Origin of the sequence: Streptomyces cacaoi (assembly GCF_006539165.1) — a bacterium.
GTDB lineage: Bacteria > Actinomycetota > Actinomycetes > Streptomycetales > Streptomycetaceae > Streptomyces > Streptomyces cacaoi.
Window position 1 is genome coordinate 22,594 of record NZ_BJMM01000050.1, and the last position, 18,824, is coordinate 41,417.

Here is an 18,824-nt window from a genome sequence, read left to right on the forward strand (position 1 = left end):
CCGTAACCGGAGCCGGGCGGCGGTGCCCCGGCCGTCCGCACAATCACCCGAAGGCGTGCGTCCCGTGACGCGCGGCGTTCAGCGGGAGGCGTGCGCCTCGGGCTCCCGCTCAGCCGGGCGGGACGGGACACAGGGCTCGTGACGCAGCGCCAACAGGGCGACGTCGTCGGTCAGATGGCCGCCGCTGTGCCGCAGCAGCGCCTCGCGGACGAGGGCGACGACCTCGCGGGGCTCCCGCAGCCGCGCCGCCACCCGCACCACCTCGTCCAGCGGGAAGAAGTCCCGCCGGACGTTGCGCGCGTCGGACGCACCGTCGGTGCACAGGAACAGCCCCTCCCGCGGGGCGAGACGGGCGGTCACCGGCGCGGGCAGCCGCGCCGGCAGCGGGAACAGCCCCAGCGGGGGCAGGGGTTCGGCCTCGGAGAGCGGCACCGCCCGCCACGCACCGCCCCCGCCCGGCCACACGTCCCCCGCCGCCCCGCCATCGAACAGCAACTCCCCTCCGCAGGGCCCGACTTCCGCGCCACGGCCCCGGGCCTCCGCCCGGCCCCCGGCCCGGCACCCGGCACCGCTGCTCCGGGACTCCGCCCCGCCGGCTCGGGGCTCCGCCCCATCGGCCCGACGTCCATCAGCGGCGCCCCGTCCCGCCTCGACCCCGCGTTCCGCCCCGTCGGCCCGGGACTCCGGCCCGCCGTGCCCGGGCTCCGCCTCACCGGCCCCACCTCCCGCCCCGCCCGACGGCCCGTCGTCGGTGACCGGCCCCCGGGCGGCCGCTCCTGCGGTGCCCGCGTCCGCTCTCCCCCGCGCGCCCGGCTGCCCGGCGGCGCCCGGAGCCGGTCGCGGCCGGACCGGGGTCGTCGGCCCGGTGCCGGGCCGCACCGCGTCCGGCTCCGTCGCGTCCGGCCTGGCCATGAGGTACGGCCAGGGGTGGCCGCAGCTGAGGGCGGAGACCGAGCCGTCGGGCCGCACCTCCAGGAGCAGCACCGTCAAGAACTCCTCGGCGCCCTCGGCACCGGCGCTGCGCACCCGGCCGAAGCCGCGCTCCAGCCGGCGCAGCACCCCGCTGAGCGACGGCTCGTCGTGCGCCGCCTCCCGGAAGACGCCGAGCGCGGCGGACACCGTGCCGATGGCGGCCAGCCCGTGCCCGCGCACATCACCGATGACGAGCCGCACACCCCAGGGCACCGCCACCGCGCCGTACAGATCCCCGCCGACGGCGGCGCCGCGCGTCGCGGAGAGATAGCCGGTGGCCAGCGTCAGCGGCCCCATCCGGGAGGGCACGGGCTGGACGACGGCCTGCTGGGCGACCGAGGCGATCTCCCTCGTCCGTACGAGGTCGCCGTGCAGCCGCGAGCGCCGCTTCGCCGCCAGCCACCCGGCGGTGACGGTGACGGCCAGGGTGCCGTAGGCGCCGAGCCGGTAGCCGGTGCTGCCCGGCCCGGAGGCGACGTCCAGCGGTACCAGGGCGGCCAGCGCGAACACCCCGGCCAGCAGCACCTCCGTCCGGCGTCCGGCCGCGCAGGCGATGACGGGGGCGGCGGAGAGCAGCTGCGGCACATGCACCGGGCTGGGCACGATCAGCTCCCAGACCAGCACGGCCAGCGCCCACAGCGCGGGGAGGACGACGGCCAACGGCCGGGGGCGGACGGTCGTGCAGCGGTTCGTCGCGTGACGCATCCCGTTGGTCCCCTCCCGGCCTGGTGAGGCGATCGATGATGGCCCCTGTTCCGGGTCGCCCTCGGGATCTGCCGGGACCTCGACCAGGACGATGGTGCGCGATGCCCGCGCCTCCGCGGGACTCTCCCCGTCCCTTCCTCACCCCATCGTGTGACGGCGTCCGAGGGGTGAACGACAGGCCGCACCCATGCGACAGGGGGCATCCGTACCGGACGGATGCCCCCTGGGACGCGGTGCGCGGACGGATCAGCTCCGCAGCTCGGCCCCGGTGCGCTCGACGGCCGCGGCGACGGCGGCGTCCCGCGCGGCCGTGGCCTCCTCCGCCTTCAGCGTGCGGTCCGCCGCGCGGAACCGCAGCGCGTAGGCCAGCGACTTGCGGCCCGCGCCGAGCTGTTCACCGGTGAACACGTCGAACAGCCGCAGGGACTCCAGCAGTCGGCCCGCGCCCGAACGCAGCGCCTGCTCGACCTCGGCGGCCGGGACGGAGGCGTCCACGACGAGCGCCACGTCCTGGGTGGCCACCGGGTACGTCGACACCTCGGGCGCCGCGACGGACGCGCCGCCCGCGCGGGCGACCGCGTCGAGGTCCAGCTCCATGGCGCAGGTGCGCTGCGGCAGCCCGAGCGCCTTGAGCGCCCGGGGGTGCAGCTCACCGGCGTGGCCGACGAGCACCCGCTCGCCGTTCAGCGTCACGTGCAGCGCGGCGCACCGGCCGGGGTGCCACGGCGCGAACTGCGCGCTCTCCACGGTCAGTTCGGCCCCCGCCTCGCGCGCCACGGTGCGGGCGGCCTCCACGGCGTCGGCCCAGCCGGCCGGACGGCCCTTGCCCCACCAGCCGGAGCGCTCACGGGCGCCGGCCAGCACCACGGCGGCGTGCCGCGGCTGCGCGGGCAGGGCCGCGTCCTGGCCGGCGAGCCGCTCGGCGGACGGACGGGCGTCCACCGGCAGCCGCTCGGCGACGCTCCCGGCGCCCTCCCGGGGCAGGAAGACCAGCCCCGTCTCGAACAGCGCCAGGTGCTCCCCGTCCTGGCTGCCGCGGCCGAGGTTGCGCCGCAGCGCCGCGAGCAGCCCGGGCAGCAGGGTGGTGCGCAGCCCCGGCTCCTCGTCGGAGAGCGGGTTGACCAGGCGCACGGTGGTCCGCCGGAAGTCGTCCGCGTCCAGCCCGAGTCCGTCCAGCGCCGCCTCGCCCAGGAACGGGTACGACTGCGTCTCGACGAAGCCCGCACCGGCCAGCGCACGGCCCACCCGGCGGTGCAGCCGCTGCCGCTCGGTGAGGCCACGGCCGGGCAGCGGGCGCGGCAGCGTGGAGGGCAGGTTCTCGTAGCCCTCCAGCCGGATGACCTCCTCGGCGAGGTCGTTGGGGTCGGTCAGGTCGGGCCGCCAGGACGGCACCGTGACCGTCAGCTCCTCCTCGCCGTCGGCCCCGCGCGTCGTGCCGCCCGTCGCCACCTCGCCGTAGACGTCGCAGCCCACCTGCTGGAGGCGGCGTACGACGATCTCCCGGCCGTAGCGGACGCCGGCGACCCGGTCGGGGTGGCCGGCCGCCATCTTGATGGTGCGCGGCCCCGAGGGCGTACGGATCTCGGTCACACCCGGCTCGGCCGTGCCGCCGCCGAGCAGGACGAGCAGGTCCACGGTGCGCTGCGCGGCGGCGGCAGCGGCCTCCGGGTCGACGCCGCGCTCGAAGCGGCGGGACGCCTCGGAGGACAGCTTGTGCCGGCGCGCGGTGCGGGCCACGGCGACGGAGTCGAAGTGCGCGGCCTCGATGACGACGTCGCTGGTGGGCCGCGCCCCGGCCGCTTCGCCGCCGTCGGTGCCGTGCGCGATCTCCGTCTCCGCGCCGCCCATGACACCGGCGAGGCCGATGGGGCCCCGGTTGTCGGTGATCACCAGGTCCTCCGGGTCGAGCGCCCGGTCGGTGCCGTCGAGCGTGGTGAGCTTCTCGCCCTGCTCGGCCCGGCGCACCCCGATGGGCCCGTCGACCCGGGAGCGGTCGTAGGCGTGCAGCGGCTGACCCAGCTCCAGCATCACGTAGTTGGTGATGTCGACGGGCAGCGAGACGGGACGCATCCCGGCCTTCTGCAACCGGCGCCGCAGCCAGATCGGCGAGACGGCGTCGGGCCGCAGACCGGCGACCGTACGGGCGGTGAACCGGTCGCAGCCCAGCGGGTCGGACACGGAGACGGCGTAGCCCTGCGCGTTGGGCGCCGGCACGTCCAGCAGTGCGGGGTCGCGCAGCGGGACCCCGTACGCCGTGGCGGTCTCCCGGGCCAGGCCGCGCATCGACAGGCAGTAGCCGCGGTCCGGGGTCACCGCGATGTCCAGCACCTCGTCGACGAGCTGGAGCAGCTCGATCGCGTCCGTGCCGACCTCGTGCTCCGGCGGCAGGACCATGATCCCGTCGTGGTCCTCGCCCATGCCCAGCTCGCGCTCCGAGCAGATCATGCCCTCGGACAGCCGGCCGTAGGTCTTGCGCGAGCCGATCTCGAACCCGCCGGGCAGCACGCCGCCGGGCAGGATGACGACGACCTTGTCACCGACAGCGAAGTTCGTCGCACCGCAGATGATGTTCTGCGGCTCGCCCGTCCCATTGGCGCTGCCGACGTCCACCTGGCAGTACCGGATGGGCTTCTTGAACTCGGTCAGCTCCTCGATGGCGAGCACCTTGCCGACGATCAGCGGGCCCTTGAGCCCGGCGCCGGTCTGCTCGACCGTCTCGACCTCCAGCCCGGCCGAGATCAGCCGGGCCGCGACGGCACGCCCGGTCTCGGAGGCCGGCAGGTCCACGTACTCCCTCAGCCACGAAAGCGGGGCCCGCATCAGATCTCCATCCCGAACGGCAGGGCGAAGCGCACATCGCCCTCGACCATGTCTCGCATGTCCTCGACGTTGTGGCGGAACATCAGCATCCGCTCGATGCCGAAGCCGAACGCGAACCCGCTGTAGCGCTCGGGGTCGACCCCGCAGGCCGTCAGCACCCGCGGGTTGACCATGCCGCAGCCGCCCAGCTCGATCCAGCCCTCGCTGCCGCAGGTACGGCAGGGATGCTCGGGATCACCGACGGACGCGCCCCGGCAGACGAAGCAGACCATGTCCATCTCGGCGGACGGCTCGGTGAAGGGGAAGTACGAGGGCCGCAGCCGGGTGCCCAGCCCCTCGCCGAACAGCGAGGCGACCATGTGGTCCAGCGTGCCCTTGAGGTCCGCCATGGTCAGGCCCTCGTCGATGGCGAGCAGCTCGACCTGGGTGAAGACCGGCGTGTGCGTGGCGTCCAGCTCGTCCGTCCGGTACACGCGCCCCGGGCAGATCACGTACACCGGCAGCTCGCGGTCGAGCAGCGAGCGGATCTGCACCGGCGAGGTGTGGGTGCGCAGCACGACGCCGGAGTCCTCACCGGCCGCCGAGCCGTCGGCGTGCCGGCCCTGGACGAAGAAGGTGTCCTGCATGGTGCGGGCCGGGTGGTCCGGGCCGAGGTTGAGCGCGTCGAAGTTGAACCACTCCGTCTCCACCTCGGGGCCCTCGGCCACCTCGTACCCCATGGCGACGAAGATGTCCTCGACGCGCTCGGAGAGGGTGGTCAGCGGGTGGCGGGCGCCGCGCGGCGCGCGGTCGTAGGGCAGCGTGACATCCACCGCCTCCTCGACCAGCACACGCTCGTCACGCTCGCGCTCCAGCTCCTCCTGCCGCGCCTTGAGCGCCTTGTTCACCGCGCCCCGCGCCTGCCCGACACGTTTGCCCGCTTCGGCCTTGGCGTGCGGCGGCAGGGCGCCGATCTCGCGGTTGGCGAGGGCGAGCGGTGAGCGGTCGCCGGCGTGGGCGGCCTTCACCTCGCGCAGCGCTTCGAGATCACCGGCCGCCGCGATGGCGCCGAGCGCCTCCTGGACGGCCCGGTCGATCTCTTCCGGTTTCAGTGCCTCGACCTCGACTGGGTCGTACGACTTGTTGGGTGCCGACATCTCTTCCCGTGCTTCCGATTGGCTGGCTGCGCCCCGCCCCCGTGGACTGCGTGCCGATGGTCGAGTCTAAAGGGGACGCGGGGACGCTCGAACGCGGAGGCCCGGGGCCTCCGAAGTACCGCGGACCCGAGGAGCCCGTGTGCGCCGCGTGTCAGGCCAGGAAGGCCGGGGCGCCCACGGGCAGCAGAAATCGGAACTCCGCGCCGCCCGCGGCGGAACGGCCCACCGAGATCGTCCCGCCGTGCGCCTCGACGATGCCCTTGACGATGTAGAGCCCCAGGCCCGTGCCGCCGCGCCGGCTGCCTCGCCAGAAGCGGGTGAAGACGCGGCTCATGGACTCCTCCGGGATACCGGGCCCCTCGTCGCCGACGGTGACCGCCGTGGCCGATCCCCCCGGCTCGCGCGGGAACGCGGTGGGCCTCACCTCGATGGTGACGGTCCCCTCCCCGTGCCGCACGGCGTTTTCCAGCAGATTGGCCAGCACCTGGTCGACCTTGTCCGGGTCCGCCCACAGGTCGGGCAGCCCCGCGCCGATGTGCGTGGCGAAGCGGTCCTCCGGCTGGCCCGCCGCGATGTGCGCCGCCACGTGCCGGCACACGGCCGCGGCCATGTCGACGGGCTGGCGGCGCACCTCCAGCCGCCCGGAGTCGATACGGGAGATGTCGAGCAGTTCGGCGATGAGCCGGGTGACACGGTTGGCGTCCGCGTCGACCGTCTCCAGCATCAGCCGCTTCTGGTCGTCGGTGAACCGCTCCCACTTGGCCAGCAGCGTCGCGGTGAAACCCTTGACCGAGGTCAGCGGGGAGCGCAGCTCGTGCGCGACGGTGGCGATCAGCTCGGCGTGCCCGCGCTCCGTCCTGCGCCGCGCCTCGGTGCCGCGCAGCGTGATCACCACCTGGTGCACGGGCCCGCGCGGCCGGGGCCGTACGTACCGGGCCGAGACGAGCACCTCCCGGCCGCCCGGCAGCAGCAGATTGCGTTCCGGCTGGCCCCTGCGGATGGCCAGCCCGCCGTACGGATCGGTCAGCTGCCACCAGCGCCGCCCGTCGAGGTCCTCCAGCGGGAGCGCGGAGTGCAGCGGACGCCCGAGCGCCTCCCCGGAGGGACGGCCGGTGATCCGGGCAGCGGCGGAGTTGAAGCAGACGACGCGTCCGTCGCCGTCCGCGACGACGAGGCCGTCGGGCAGATCGTCCGGGTGCGGGACCTCCCCCGCGCCGGGCACCGCCTGCTCCGTGCCCCCCTCGCACGCCCTCACGTCCATCCCCGCTCCACCCCTCCTCCAAGGCACCGTCTCCCCCGGCACCCGGGCGGAACACCCTACTAGGGGCCGGTTACCGCCGTCCCGTCCGTCCGCCGGGGCCGCTGGGCGCGGGCGGAGGCGTAGAGGCACACGGCGGCGGCGGTCGCGAGGTTGAGGCTCTCCGCCAGGCCGTGCAGGGGCACGCGGACGGTCTCGTCGGCCAGGGCCCTGGTCTCCTCGGGCAGGCCCCACGCCTCGTTGCCGAAGATCCAGGCCGTGGGCCGGCGCATCAGGCCGTCGTCCAGCTCCTCGTCGAGATCGCGCGGCCCGCTGCCGTCCGCCGCGAGCACCCGCACCCCGGCGTCCGTGAGCCCGCGTACCGCCTCCTCGACGGGGACGCCGACGGCGACGGGCAGATGGAAGAGCGAACCGGCGGAGGCCCGGACGGCCTTGGGGTTGTAGATGTCGACGGAGGCGTCGGTCAGCACGACGGCGTCGGCCCCCGCGGCGTCGGCGCAGCGCAGCACGGTGCCGGCGTTGCCCGGGTCGCGCACGTGCGCGAGGACGGCGACGAGCTTCGGCCGGCGGGCGAGGACCTCGGCGAGCGGCCGGTCCACGAAGCGGCAGAGCGCGACGACGCCCTGCGGGGTGACGGTGTCCGCCATCTCCGCGACGACCTCGTCGGAGGCGTTGAGCACCGGAACCCCGGCGTCCCGCGCGGCCCGCACCAGCTCCCGGTGGCGCTCGGCCGCCTCGGGCGTCAGGTACACCTCGACCACCTCGGCGTGGCCGAGGGCCTCCCGCACCGCCTGCGGCCCCTCCGCGAGGAACCGCCGCTCCTTGCCCCGGAAGCTCCGCTTGGCGAGCTTGCGCGCGGCGACGACGCGCGGGGAGCGCAGGGAGGTCAGCTCGGGTGGCATGGCGGACGATCGCTCGCTTTCTCGGAAGAGGCCGGCACAAAAAACTCTCGCCGCCGCGGCGGTGAACCACGACGGCGAGGGCCCGGCACCCGGCCGGGCGCTCCAGCCGGACATACGGCCGGGGATCGGCCCAGGTCAGGCAGCCTTGGGCGCGTTGACGTCGCTCGGCAGGGCCTTCTGCGCGACCTCGACGAGGGCGGTGAAGGCGGCGGCGTCGTTGACGGCCAGCTCCGCCAGCATCTTGCGGTCGACCTCGATGGAGGCGGCCTTCAGACCCTGGATGAAGCGGTTGTAGGTGATGCCGTTGGCGCGGGCCGCGGCGTTGATCCGCTGGATCCACAGCTGCCGGAAGTCGCCCTTGCGGCGCTTACGGTCGTTGTAGTTGTAGACGTAGGAGTGGGTGACCTGCTCCTTCGCCTTGCGGTACAGGCGCGAGCGCTGCCCGCGGTAGCCGCTGGCCTGGTCGAGGATCGCCCGGCGCTTCTTCTGAGCGTTGACTGCCCGCTTGACGCGTGCCACGTGATTACTCCTTGTTGGGGGGCCGTGCCGCGGAGCCGGCGCCCGGTGTGTGCCCGGCGCTCCCGCTGCTGCGGCCCGGGTCGAATGGGGTCCCGGTCGTGCGGGGTCTTACTTGCCGAGAAGCTTCTTGATCTTCTTGGCGTCGGCCGGGGCCGCTTCGGTCTTACCGGCAAGGCGGCGCGTCAGCGTGGACGGCTTGTGCTCGAGAAGGTGGCGGCGACCGGCGCGCTGGCGCATCACCTTGCCGGACCCGGTGACCTTGAAGCGCTTGCGGGCACCACTGTGCGTCTTGTTCTTCGGCATTGTCGCCGTTCTCTCCTCGTCGGTGGCGCCCCCGGCGGCCGGATTCCCGGGCACGCGGAAGCGCCAGCTGGTTCGGTGTCGATGGCCGGGGCAGGTGCCCCGGGAGGGCTCACGCCTCGGCAGGCTCCTCGGCGGAGTCACCGGCAGAAGCGGACTCCTGCTGGCGTCCCGCCTTACGGGCGGCCTGCGCCTCGCGCGCCTCGGCCATGGCCTCGGTCTTCTTCTTGTGCGGACCGAGAACCATGATCATGTTTCGGCCGTCCTGCTTGGGGTTGGACTCCACGAAGCCCAGGTCGGCCACGTCGTCGGCGAGCCGCTGGAGCAGCCGGAAGCCCAGCTCGGGGCGGGACTGCTCACGACCGCGGAACATGATCGTGATCTTGACCTTGTCACCCTGCTTGAGGAACCGGACGACGTGACCCTTCTTGGTGTCGTAGTCGTGCGGATCGATCTTCGGCCGGAGCTTCATCTCCTTGATGACCGTGTGCGCCTGGTTCTTGCGCGCCTCACGGGCCTTCATGGCCGACTCGTACTTGTACTTTCCGTAGTCCATGAGCTTGCACACGGGCGGACGTGCGTTCGCCGCCACCTCGACGAGGTCGAGGTCGTATTCCTGCGCAAGCTCCAGGGCCTTGGCAAGCGGCACGATGCCGACCTGCTCGCCGCTGGGACCGACGAGTCGCACCTCTGGGACGCGAATCCGGTCGTTGATGCGGGGCTCGGCGCTGATGGGGCCTCCTCGGGTACACCGCGCGGCAATCTGGCGGACGGCCGCGCATGAGTCTGTATAGGTGTGACCACCGTGCCCGGACGCGAAGAGCGCCCCGGACGGGACACAGGCGGGGCTCCTCACAGACCGGGAGCACCGCCGCGGTGATCCGCGGGGCGCAGCCTGACCTTTGACCCGCAGCCCGAGGGGCCGCCAGGTGGGAGATCGGAGCCTCCACTTGCGGGCTGGAGTCCGTCGGCCTCGGCAGCGAGGGCGCTGTCGATGACAGTCTTCAGCCGGTCGTTTTCCGAGCATACCAGGGGTCGCGGCCTGCGGCCCCCGCGCTCCCGCACGGCAGTACGAGCGGACCGGGGCTTAGGCTGGCCCGCATGAGCGACGCCGCAGCCGCCGGTCCCTCCGGCCACAACCCCGACTTCGACAGCATGACGCGCGACATCGCGGACGTGCCGGCGGTCGAGGTGATCACCACCGTGGCCGTGCACCTGATGAGCAGCGCCGCCGTCAACCTCGGACTGGCCGAGGAGGGCGAGCAGCACAAGGACCTGGACGAGGCCAGGAAGCTCATCCAGGCGCTCGCCGGGCTGGTCACGGCGGCGGCCACGGAGATCGGCTCCTACCACGCCGCTCCGCTGCGCGACGGGCTCAAGTCGCTCCAGCTGGCCTTCCGCGAGGCCAGCGTCGTCCCGGACGAGCCGGGGCAGGGCCCGGGCGAGAAGTACACCGGGCCGGTGCACGGCTGACGCAGCGGGCACAGCCGGCACAGCGGGCGCCGCGGGTACGGATACCGCGGGCGGTACGGACACCGCTGCCGGTGCGGCTGCCGTGGGCGACGCGGAGGACGCGTTCCGCGCTGGCGGCACAGTGGGCACGGCGGGCGCGGTGGGCACGGCGGGTGCTGCCGGTGAGGTCCGCTTCGTCCCGGCCGGGTGCCCGGCGCACAGGGTCACGAGGCGCCGCCCGGCGCACGCGGGCTCGCGCACACCCGGCGTGGCCGGCCGCACACCCCGCGCGCCCCTGACGTCTCTCGCACCCCTCACACTTCTTCCTCCGGCTCCGTCGCCGCCGGCACATTGGGCTGGGGGTGGGTCAGCTTGTGCACATAGGCGGCCAGTGCGGCGCCGACCAGCGGGGCGACGATGAACATCCACAGCTGGGTGATGGCCGCTCCGCCCGCGAAGAGCGCCGGGCCGATGCTGCGCGCCGGGTTGACCGACGTGCCGGTCAGCGGGATGCCGACCAGGTGGACGGTCGCCAGCGCGATACCGATCGGCAGCCCGTCGAAGCCCACGACCGCGACCCGGTGCGTCACCGCGAGCACGACGTAGACCAGCAGGAACGTCAGGATCAGCTCGGCGACGAAGGCGCCGCCGGTGTTGATGCCGACGGCCGAGCGGTCGCCGAAACCGTTGCTGCCGAACGTCTCGCTGGTCTTCAGCCCCGGGACCTGCTTGGCCACCAGGAAGAGCAGGGCCGCGCCGACGATGCCGCCGACGATCTGCGCGATCCAGTACTTGACCGCCATCTCCAGATGGATCCGGCCGGCCATCAGCATGCCCAGCGTCACCGCGGGGTTCACATGCGAGCCGGAGATCGGACCGATGGCGTAGGCCAGGGCCAGCAGCACGAAACCGAAGGTGAGGGCGATGCCGAGGGTGCCGACGTACTCGGCGGCCAGCACCGCGGCACCGACACCGAAGAACACCAGCAGCAGCGTGCCCACGAACTCCGCGACCACCGGCTGCGGCTCGTCCTCCAGCGTCCGAAGCTGCGCCGGACCCGGTTGCAGCGATTTGACCTGCATGTCGACCTCCCGTGGGGGTCGTGGAAGCGTCCGGAGGGCTGGTGTCCTCCGGCTCCTCCCGAGTGTCCGACGGCGCGGTCCCGGCCGCACCTCGGGAGCCGCTGCCCCCTCCGGCCCCCCAGGCCACCGGATCGCCGCCGGATCGCCGCCGGACGCCGGCGGGTGCGGCCGGGCCGCGGTGTCAGCGCCGGTAGAGGGCCTGCTCGGGGAGGGCGCTGCCGGGCGGGAGCAGGGCCAGGTCGAGGCCGCGGACCAGCCGGGCCCGGAGTACCTCGTCCGCCGCGAGCGCCGCGGCCAGCCGCTCCGCCACCGGGCCCGGCTCGGCGCCGGGCGCCAGGGCCAGCGCGAGCGTCCCGTCGGTCTTCCCGCCGCCCGGCGCCAGATGCGCCCCGGCGATCTCCGGCTCGGCCGACAGCACGGTCCGCAACGCCTCGGCCACGGCCGGGTCGTCCGCGGCCCCCGTACGGGTACGGCCCTCGGCGAGGGCGTACAGCGCCGGTCCCGAGAGCGCGTAGGTGACCGGCCCCGCCACGTCCAGGACGAGGGTGTCGGCCTGCTCGTGCGCGGCGGCCTGGAGCGCCTGCGTGAGCGGGACCGCGACCGGGCGCGCGTCCGGGCGCCAGCGGGCGAGCGCCTCGGTCGAGGTGAAGGCGGGGAGCGCACGGCGGCCGTCGGGAGCGTTCAGGGTGGGCACGGCCATCTCACTGGTCTTGTCCCGGCGCAGCCCGTCCTCGCCCGTCTCCGCCTCGGTCAGCACCGCCACGACGGGAACGAGCAGCCGGGCACCGGCCAGCGCTTCGAGGACGCCGGACTCGGCCTCCGGCGCCGACGGGTCGGCCTGCCAGGCGGCGAGCGCCTCGGTGAGCGCGGCATCGGCCGTGCCGTCGTCGCTGGAGAATGCCGAGCGGGGAATGTTCTTGAGCGCCACGCCCCGAGCGTATCCGCGCCCGGGCCCGGCCCCGACGCCGGGACCCGCAGCCGAGTCCCGAGGCGGAGGCTCGCAGCCGGTGCCGCAACCGAGGTCCGCAGCCGGGGCCCGTGGACGGGGCCGGAGCCGAGGCCCTCAGCCGGGGCCCCGGGGCGGTGACGGAGCCGAGGCCCTCAGCCGGGGGCCCGTGGGCGGGGACGGAGCGGGACGGGGCGTTCCCGTGGTCGGAGAGCGCGGTGAGAGGGGCTGGTGGGACGGTGCGGCGGGACGGGCAACGGGCGCGGGCCTCGGCCGCGTTGGGGCGCGCGGTCGACCGCCTGGAGCGGGAGTGCGGCGGGCGGCTCGGCGTGGCGGTGCTGGGGCCGGACGGCCGGTACGCCGCGGCGCACGGGGACCGGGTGTTCGTGGCGGCGAGCGTCCTGAAGACGGCCGTGCTGCTGGCCGTGCTGCGCCGGGCACGGCAGGAGCGACGGGCGCTCACCGCGCCGGAACGGGCCGCTGCCGCCGCCATGATCGAACGGAGCGACAACGACGCGGCCAACACCCTGTGGCGGGCGGCCGGCGGCGCCGCCGGGCTCGCCGAGCTGCTGGACCGCGTCGGGGCGCGGCACACCGAGCCGGAGCCGTCCGGCCGGTGGGGCCTGAGCCGGACCACGGCGAACGACCAACTGGCGCTGCTGCGGGCCGTGTTCACGGCCGGGGGCCCGGTGCTGCGGCCGGGGGAACGGGCCTGGGTGCGGCGGCTGATGTGCCGGGTCGTGCCGGAGCAGCGGTGGGGCGTCCCGGCGGCCGGGGACGGAACGGGCCGCCCGGCGGTGAAGAACGGCTGGCTGCCGCGTACGGACACCGGGCTGTGGGTGGTGCACAGCGTCGGCCGGGTGACCGTGGCGGGCCACGTCCACCTGCTCGCGGTCCTCTCCGCCGGCCACCGCGACTTCCGCCCCGGCATCACCACCGTGGAACGGGGCGCCCGCGCGGCGGTCCGGGCCCTCGCGAGCTGAGCGCCACGGGGGCGCACCCGTGGGGACTCCGCCGGGCGCGCGCCCAGGAGTCCGCCGAAGGCCGGCCGGGCCGCACACCGGGGGCCTGCCGGGCCCCAGGGGCCTGCGGGCCTGCCGGGCGGGCCGGGCGGACGCGCCAGGCCGTCGCCCCGGCCCGGAATCCGCAACCCGCGTGCGCCCGGCTCCCGTTGTGCCGGTGTGGCTCGGCGTCGGGGTGTGGTGTGCGCCGGGGCCGGGTGCGCCGGGGTGGCGTGCGGGGCTTCGTTGCGGGTGTGGGCGGAGGTGGAGCTCAGGGGCCCGGCCAGGGGTTGCGGGGCGGGTCGTAGGCCGTGGACGGGGTGCGGGCGCGGCGGAAGGGGGCCGGGAGGCGCGGGGTGAAGCCGCGGCGGAAGGCCAGGGCCGCGCCGATGAGCAGGGCCCCGGTCGCGGCGGTGATCCCGGCGAACCAGCCCACGCCGGGGCCGTCGCTGCCCGGGCCGGGGCCGAAGTACGTCCGGGAGTTGTTGTCCGGCGCGGGACGCTGCTTGCGGGGCTTGAGGTGGCTGCCCATCTCGATGGCGGCGGCCGGGTCGATGATGCCGGTGCCGACCGCGTCGCTGCGCCCGCCCTCGGGGGTGTTGCGCGCGGTGTCCGCGACCAACTCCTTGATCTGCGCCGGGCTCAGATCCGGGTGCGAGGCCCGGACGAGGGCGACGGCGCCGGAGACGAAGGCGGACGCGGCGCTGGTCCCCCAGCCCTCGTAGTAGGTGCGGTCGGGGTCGGCGATGATGATGTCCCGGCCGGGCGCGGCGACGGTGGCGTACCAGCGTCGGGTGGAGAACGAGGCCCGCGCGCCGTAGCGGTCCACGGCGGCGACGGCGATCACCCCCGGGTAGGCCGCCGGGTAGGAGACGTGGTCGCCCCGCTCCCCGCCGTTGCCCGCCGAGGCGACGACCACGGCGCCCTTGCGCAGCGCGTAGCGGACGGCGGCGTCCTCGCGGGCGTCCGGGTGCGCGGAGTCGCTGTCGTCGCCGAGGGAGAGGTTGATGACGTCGGCGCCGTGGTCGGCCGCCCAGCGGATGCCCTTGGCGAGCGCGTCGCCCCGCTCGGTCCTCGCCTTTCTGCGCTCCGGGTCGGAGTCCTCCAGCAGGACGCGCACCGGCAGGACCGTCGCCTCCGGCGCCACCCCGAGCACACCTTCCTTGCCGTCCTCGCCGTGGCCGTGCCCGGCGATGATCCCGGCCATGGCGGTACCGTGCCGCGCCCAGGCACGGTCGCCGCGCTCGGCGCCCATGCGGACCAGGTCCTTGCCGTCGCGGGTGTTGCCCCGCAGGTCGGGGTGGGTGGTGTCGACGCCGGTGTCCAGGACGGCGACGGTGATGCCCCGCCCCTTCGTCGTCTTCCACGCCGCCTTCGCCTTGATCGCCTTCAGGCCCCACTGCTGGGCCCGCACGCCCTCGCCCTCGGCGTGCGCGGTACCGGCGGCGGGCGCGAGCGTCGCGAGCGTGCACGAGAGGGCGACGAGCCCCCTGACCGTACGCCTGGCCATGCGCCTCATCGGCCCGCCTCCTGCTTCCTCTCCCCCGCGACGGTGTTCCCGGCGGAGTTGCCGACGGTGTCCCGGGCGGTGCCCCCGGCGGTGTCGCGAGCGGCGCCCCCGGCGGTGTCCCGAGCGGTGCCGCGAGCGGCGTCCCCGGCAGTGTCGCGAGCGGCGTCCCCGGCAGTGTCGCGAGCGGCGTCCCCGGCGGTGTCCCCGGCGGAATCCGGCCGCCGCTCGCCGCCGCCGGTGCCGTCCCCGCCGGGCCGCCGCAGTCCGTTGCCGGGCGCCTCGTCGCCGGAGGTCGCCCGGCGCAGGGCCTGTTCGATCCGGTCGGCGATGCCCTGCGCGTCGTGGCCGAGCCCGGCCTGGGCGGCGGCGGTCGTCTCGCCCTTGCGGACGGCGTCGGCCGCGGGCTGCGGGTCGCTGACGACGCGTCCGTCGGCGAAGCCGCTCACCGAGTACACGACGACGGGCACGTCCTGCTGCACGCTGATCGTCCAACTGGCGCGCTGCGCGTCGCCGAAGTCCGCGGCGACCGTGCCGCGCGCCGCGTACGGGCGGGGCATCAGATCGGTGCGCTTGGTGAGGTTCTCGCTCGCGAAGCGCTTGCGCAGTTTGCGCATGGCCTCCTCGTCGCCCCGGGTGAACAGCAGTCCGACGGTGGTGACGCTGCTGGTCGTCTCGTCGGCGTAGGTGGCGCGTACCAGGCGGGCGCAGCCCACCGGCGACAGCGTCTCGGCGAGCAGCGGGTCGAAGGCGTGGGCACAGCCGCTGTCCGGCGCGACGGCGACCCGCGTCCAGTTGCGGTCGGCGCCTCCCGGGCCGGCGCCCTTGCCCCGGAGCGTGCGGGGGAACAGCGTGTCGACGGGCACGCTCCGCCAGGCCGTACGGGCACCGTCGAACCCCTGTGCTGCGCCGGGGCGTTCACCGGCGTCACCCGTCAACAGGGCGCCGGCACCCGCGCCACCGAGCAGCCCGATGCCGAGCACCAGGCAGACGGCGACGGCGACCGTGCGCGGGGTGAGCGGGACATGGCTGCCGCTCCGGCCTCCCTCGGCACCACCGCGGCCGCCCGGCGGGGCGAAGGGCGGCGGAGGCAGGACGGGGGACACCGGGCCGCGGGGACCCGGCGGGGCGTCCCGCTCCGGCGAAGGGAACGCCTGCGGCTCCAGTGGGGCGGATGTCTGCGGTTCCGGTGGGGCGGACGCCCGTGGGTCCGGTGAGGTGGATGTCCCGGAGTCCGGTGAGGTGGACGTCCGGGGGTCCGGCGGAGTGGACGTCTGCGATTCCGGCGGGGCGGCGAACGGGGTCCGGCCGGCCTGGGCCCGCTCGGTGGGGGCTCGCCCGGCCGGGGGTCCGGCGGGCGCGGCGCCACCTGTCGGGGGCCTTCCCGTCGGGCCCGTCGGGCCTGTCGGGGGCCTTCCCGTCGGGCAGTTGGCCGTCGGGGAGTTGGCCGTCGGGGAGTTGGCCGTCGGGGAGTTGGCCGTCGATGGGTTGTCCGTCGGTGCGTTGGCCGTCGGGGAAGCGCCCGCCGTGGAACTGCCGCCTCTCGGAGAGCCGCCCTTCGGAGAGCCGCCCGTCGGAGAGCCGCCCGTCGGAGGGGTGCCCGTTGGGGAGTTGCCCGTCGCGGATCGTCCCGCGCGGGTGTACGGCCCGGACGAGGTTTCGCCGGGCGAGGGTGTGCCGGGCGGTGTTCGGTCGGACCGGGCGCGGTCGGCCCCGGCGCGGTCGGACCGGGCGCGGTCGTCGGACGGGGTTCCGCCCGGTGCTGCGGGACCGTCGGGCGGGGGCTCGGAGTGTGCGGCGGGACCGGGCGCACCGGCCTGGCGGGGGCGCGGCACGGCGGCGGGCCGGACCGGCGGGCGCGGAGGTGCGACGGGGGGCACGGGCCGACTGGAGCGGAGAGCGGCCGCCTGCTCCTGGCGGGGTTCCGCTGTCTCCCTGGATCGGGACATCTGGCTGCTGGACTCGACTTCCGGACGTGGGTCCGCTTCCGGCTCGGTACCGGCCTGTTCCGGCCTCCGACCGGCGTGCGGGACGGCGGACGGCGCGGCGGCGGGCCTCGGGGGAACGCTCGGACGCGGGGGGACGGCGGGGCGGGGAGGTGTGCGTGGCGGCGGGGGTACGGCCTCCCGGGTGGCGGTGACAGGGGGTTCGGTGCCGTCGTCCTCCGGGGCACCGCGCTCCGGGCGGGGCGAGGTGCCCGTACCGCGCGGTCCGCCGGGGCGGCGGAAGACCGAACGGCGTCCGGAACCCCGGCTCCCGGCCCCGGAGTCGGCCCCGGAGCCGGTGTCGGGGTCGGTGCCGGAACCGGAGCCGTAGCGGGGTCTGCTTCCGGGATCGGTAGCGGTTCCGGGGGCGGTGCCGGGGGCCGTTCCCGGGCCGAGTCGTGCCCCGGAGCCGGATTCGGCGTCGGCTCCCGGGCCGGTCCGGGCCGCGGCGCCGGTTCCGGCCCCGGTGACGGCTCCGGCTCCGGTCCCGGCCCCGGGGTCTGCGTCAGCCGGGCGGCCGGACGCAGGGGGCCGGGCCCGAGCGGGCCGTTGCGGGGAGACGGGCGTCGGGTCCGGAGCAACGGCCGGGCGTGGAGGCACCGTCGGGCGCGGCGGAGCGGCGTGTGGGGGCGGGGCGGCCGGGGCCGGGGCCGGGCTGTCCGAGGAAGCGGTCCGGCCCGGCGTGGTGGCAGCCGGGTTCGGGGAATCCGAGGCAGCGGCCGGGGCCGGCGCGGTGGCAGCCGAGGGCGAGGAATCCTTGGCAGCTGCCGGGTCCCGGGGGTGTGCCGGGCCCGGCGGGGCCGTCGGCTGTGGCGGCACGGCCGGATGTCGGGCGTCGGCAGGGTCGGCCGGATCAGCCGGGCCGGGCGGGTCGGTCGGGTCGGTCGGGCCCGGTGCGGCACCGGGCTCCGGCGGAACCGTCGGCCGGGGCGGAAAGCGGTGCCGGGACAGGGAACGGGGAGGAGTTGAGCTTGGGGGAACACCAGTGCGGTCGGCATCCGTGCCCATGAGCGCCCCCCTCCCGCGCGATGCCACCCCACCCGACTGCCGCTGGACGCAGGCCGGTTCGTATCGGAACGCACACCGGCGCTCGGCCGAGCGGTGTGCGGCGTCACTCTACGGTGCGGACAGGGAGGGACGGCAACCCGGCGGATCCCGGCGGAACCCCCGGCTCCGGTGCGGAAGCCCAGCGCACGGAAGGGCTGTGCCAGGGGGTGTGCCTCTGGCAAGCTGCAAGGGTGTTCGATACGACTGCCGATCCCGTGGCCGACCGCGCCCGCTACGACCGCGCCACCGCCCGGCTGGAGGCTCCGCTCGCGCTGGTCGATCTGACCGCCTTCGACGCCAACGCGGACGACCTCGTACGCCGTGCGGGCGGCAAACCCATCCGGGTGGCGAGCAAATCGGTGCGCTGCCGGGCCCTGTTGGAGCGCGTACTGGCCAAGGACGGGTTCAGCGGCGTGATGAGCTACACCCTGCCCGAGGCCCTGTGGCTGGCCCGCTCCGGCGTCACCGACGTCCTGCTCGCCTATCCCTCGGCCGACCGGGAGGGCTTCGCCGAGCTGGCCCGCGATCCGAAGCTGGCGGCGGCGGTGACGGTGATGGTCGACGACCGGGCGCAGCTCGCGCTCATCGACGCGGCGCGGGACGGCGGCACAGAGGAGATCCGGGTCTGTCTCGAACTGGACACCTCGCTGCGGATGTTGGGCGGCCGGGTGCGCATCGGCGCGCGGCGCTCCCCGCTCCACTCCCCCGCCGACCTGGTCGAGCTGGCGCGCACCGTGCAGCGCATGCCCGGCTTCCGGCTCGTGGGGCTCATGGCGTACGAGGCACATGTGGCCGGTGTGGGGGACGCCGTGCCGGGGGCGGCGCTGCGTTCGCGTGCGATACGGCTGATGCAGGCGGCGGCCCGGCGCGAGCTGGCGGCCCGGCGGGACGCCGCCGTCCGCGCGGTGCGCGCCGTCGCGCCCGGCCTGGAGTTCGTCAACGGCGGGGGCACGGGCAGTGTGCAGCACACCGCGGGCGAGGACGCCGTCACCGAGATCGCGGCGGGTTCCGGTCTGTACGTGCCGCGGCTCTTCGACAACTTCACCTCGTTCACCGGTCGCCCGGCCGCCCTGTTCGCCATGCCGGTGGTCCGCCGGCCCGGCGTGGGCGTGGTGACGGTGCTGGGCGGCGGCTATCCGGCCTCCGGCGTGGCGGGCAGCGACCGGCTGCCCCAGCCGTATCTGCCGGCGGG

15 protein-coding genes are annotated in these 18,824 nt (G+C 75.5%); 3 read left to right on the plus strand and 12 right to left on the minus strand.

Annotated features, from left to right (window positions below):
• Window positions 1-78: 78 nt before the first annotated feature.
• The 8 genes from SCA03_RS37070 to infC form a co-directional block, all read right to left on the minus strand.
• A complete protein-coding gene (locus tag SCA03_RS37070; RefSeq protein WP_141275750.1) occupies window positions 79-1,677 on the minus strand; it encodes a PP2C family protein-serine/threonine phosphatase in 1,599 nt (532 codons plus the stop codon).
• A gap of 246 nt (window positions 1,678-1,923) precedes the next feature.
• The gene (pheT, locus tag SCA03_RS29500; RefSeq protein WP_030875352.1) at window positions 1,924-4,497 is read right to left on the minus strand and encodes a phenylalanine--tRNA ligase subunit beta; all 2,574 of its coding nucleotides are present in this window, start codon (window positions 4,495-4,497) and stop codon (window positions 1,924-1,926) included.
• Complete coding sequence (gene pheS, locus SCA03_RS29505; RefSeq protein WP_030875350.1) at window positions 4,497-5,633, minus strand: phenylalanine--tRNA ligase subunit alpha; 1,137 nt, start codon at window positions 5,631-5,633, stop codon at window positions 4,497-4,499. The genes pheT and pheS overlap by 1 nt, the downstream gene beginning before the upstream one ends.
• 151 nt (window positions 5,634-5,784) lie before the next feature.
• Window positions 5,785-6,894, minus strand: coding sequence for a sensor histidine kinase (locus SCA03_RS29510; protein WP_030875347.1), 1,110 nt, complete (start codon window positions 6,892-6,894; stop codon window positions 5,785-5,787).
• Between the two features lie 59 nt (window positions 6,895-6,953).
• Window positions 6,954-7,793 (minus strand): TrmH family RNA methyltransferase, encoded by an 840-nt coding sequence (locus SCA03_RS29515; protein ID WP_086818064.1) that lies wholly within the window; start codon window positions 7,791-7,793, stop codon window positions 6,954-6,956.
• Window positions 7,794-7,928: 135 nt separating this feature from the next.
• Complete coding sequence (gene rplT / locus SCA03_RS29520) at window positions 7,929-8,312, minus strand: 50S ribosomal protein L20 (RefSeq protein ID WP_030884049.1); 384 nt, start codon at window positions 8,310-8,312, stop codon at window positions 7,929-7,931.
• 108 nt (window positions 8,313-8,420) lie between these two features.
• Complete coding sequence (gene rpmI, locus SCA03_RS29525) at window positions 8,421-8,615, minus strand: 50S ribosomal protein L35 (RefSeq protein WP_019360090.1); 195 nt, start codon at window positions 8,613-8,615, stop codon at window positions 8,421-8,423.
• 109 nt (window positions 8,616-8,724) lie between these two features.
• Window positions 8,725-9,375, minus strand: coding sequence for a translation initiation factor IF-3 (infC, locus tag SCA03_RS29530; protein WP_078873487.1), 651 nt, complete (start codon window positions 9,373-9,375; stop codon window positions 8,725-8,727).
• 338 nt (window positions 9,376-9,713) lie between these two features.
• Here infC and SCA03_RS29535 point away from each other — a divergent pair, with 338 nt between their 5' ends.
• Window positions 9,714-10,085 carry a DUF1844 domain-containing protein gene (locus SCA03_RS29535; protein ID WP_030884058.1) on the plus strand — a complete coding sequence of 124 codons (372 nt, stop codon included), beginning with the start codon at window positions 9,714-9,716 and terminating at the stop codon, window positions 10,083-10,085.
• A 293-nt stretch (window positions 10,086-10,378) separates the two neighbouring features.
• On the opposite strand, the gene SCA03_RS29540 is transcribed toward SCA03_RS29535, so the two are convergent.
• Together SCA03_RS29540 and SCA03_RS29545 are read right to left on the minus strand one after the other, a co-directional pair.
• A complete protein-coding gene (locus SCA03_RS29540; protein ID WP_037852631.1) occupies window positions 10,379-11,146 on the minus strand; it encodes an MIP family channel protein in 768 nt (255 codons plus the stop codon).
• 181 nt (window positions 11,147-11,327) lie between these two features.
• A complete protein-coding gene (locus SCA03_RS29545) occupies window positions 11,328-12,074 on the minus strand; it encodes an SseB family protein (RefSeq protein ID WP_030884065.1) in 747 nt (248 codons plus the stop codon).
• 236 nt (window positions 12,075-12,310) lie between these two features.
• Between SCA03_RS29545 and SCA03_RS29550 the strand changes: the two genes are divergently transcribed.
• Entirely contained in the window at window positions 12,311-13,075 is a 765-nt protein-coding gene (locus SCA03_RS29550; protein WP_086818384.1) for a serine hydrolase, read from the plus strand.
• Between the two features lie 289 nt (window positions 13,076-13,364).
• Here SCA03_RS29550 and mycP read toward each other — a convergent pair whose 3' ends face one another.
• Complete coding sequence (gene mycP, locus SCA03_RS29555) at window positions 13,365-14,612, minus strand: type VII secretion-associated serine protease mycosin (RefSeq protein ID WP_141275751.1); 1,248 nt, start codon at window positions 14,610-14,612, stop codon at window positions 13,365-13,367.
• Window positions 14,609-15,706, minus strand: a complete 1,098-nt coding sequence (locus SCA03_RS35600; protein ID WP_174864513.1) for a hypothetical protein — start codon at window positions 15,704-15,706, stop codon at window positions 14,609-14,611. The genes mycP and SCA03_RS35600 overlap by 4 nt, the downstream gene beginning before the upstream one ends.
• A gap of 2,117 nt (window positions 15,707-17,823) precedes the next feature.
• Here SCA03_RS35600 and SCA03_RS29565 point away from each other — a divergent pair.
• On the plus strand, window positions 17,824-18,824 hold a 1,001-nt coding region (locus tag SCA03_RS29565; protein WP_174864514.1), incomplete at its 3' end, for an alanine racemase.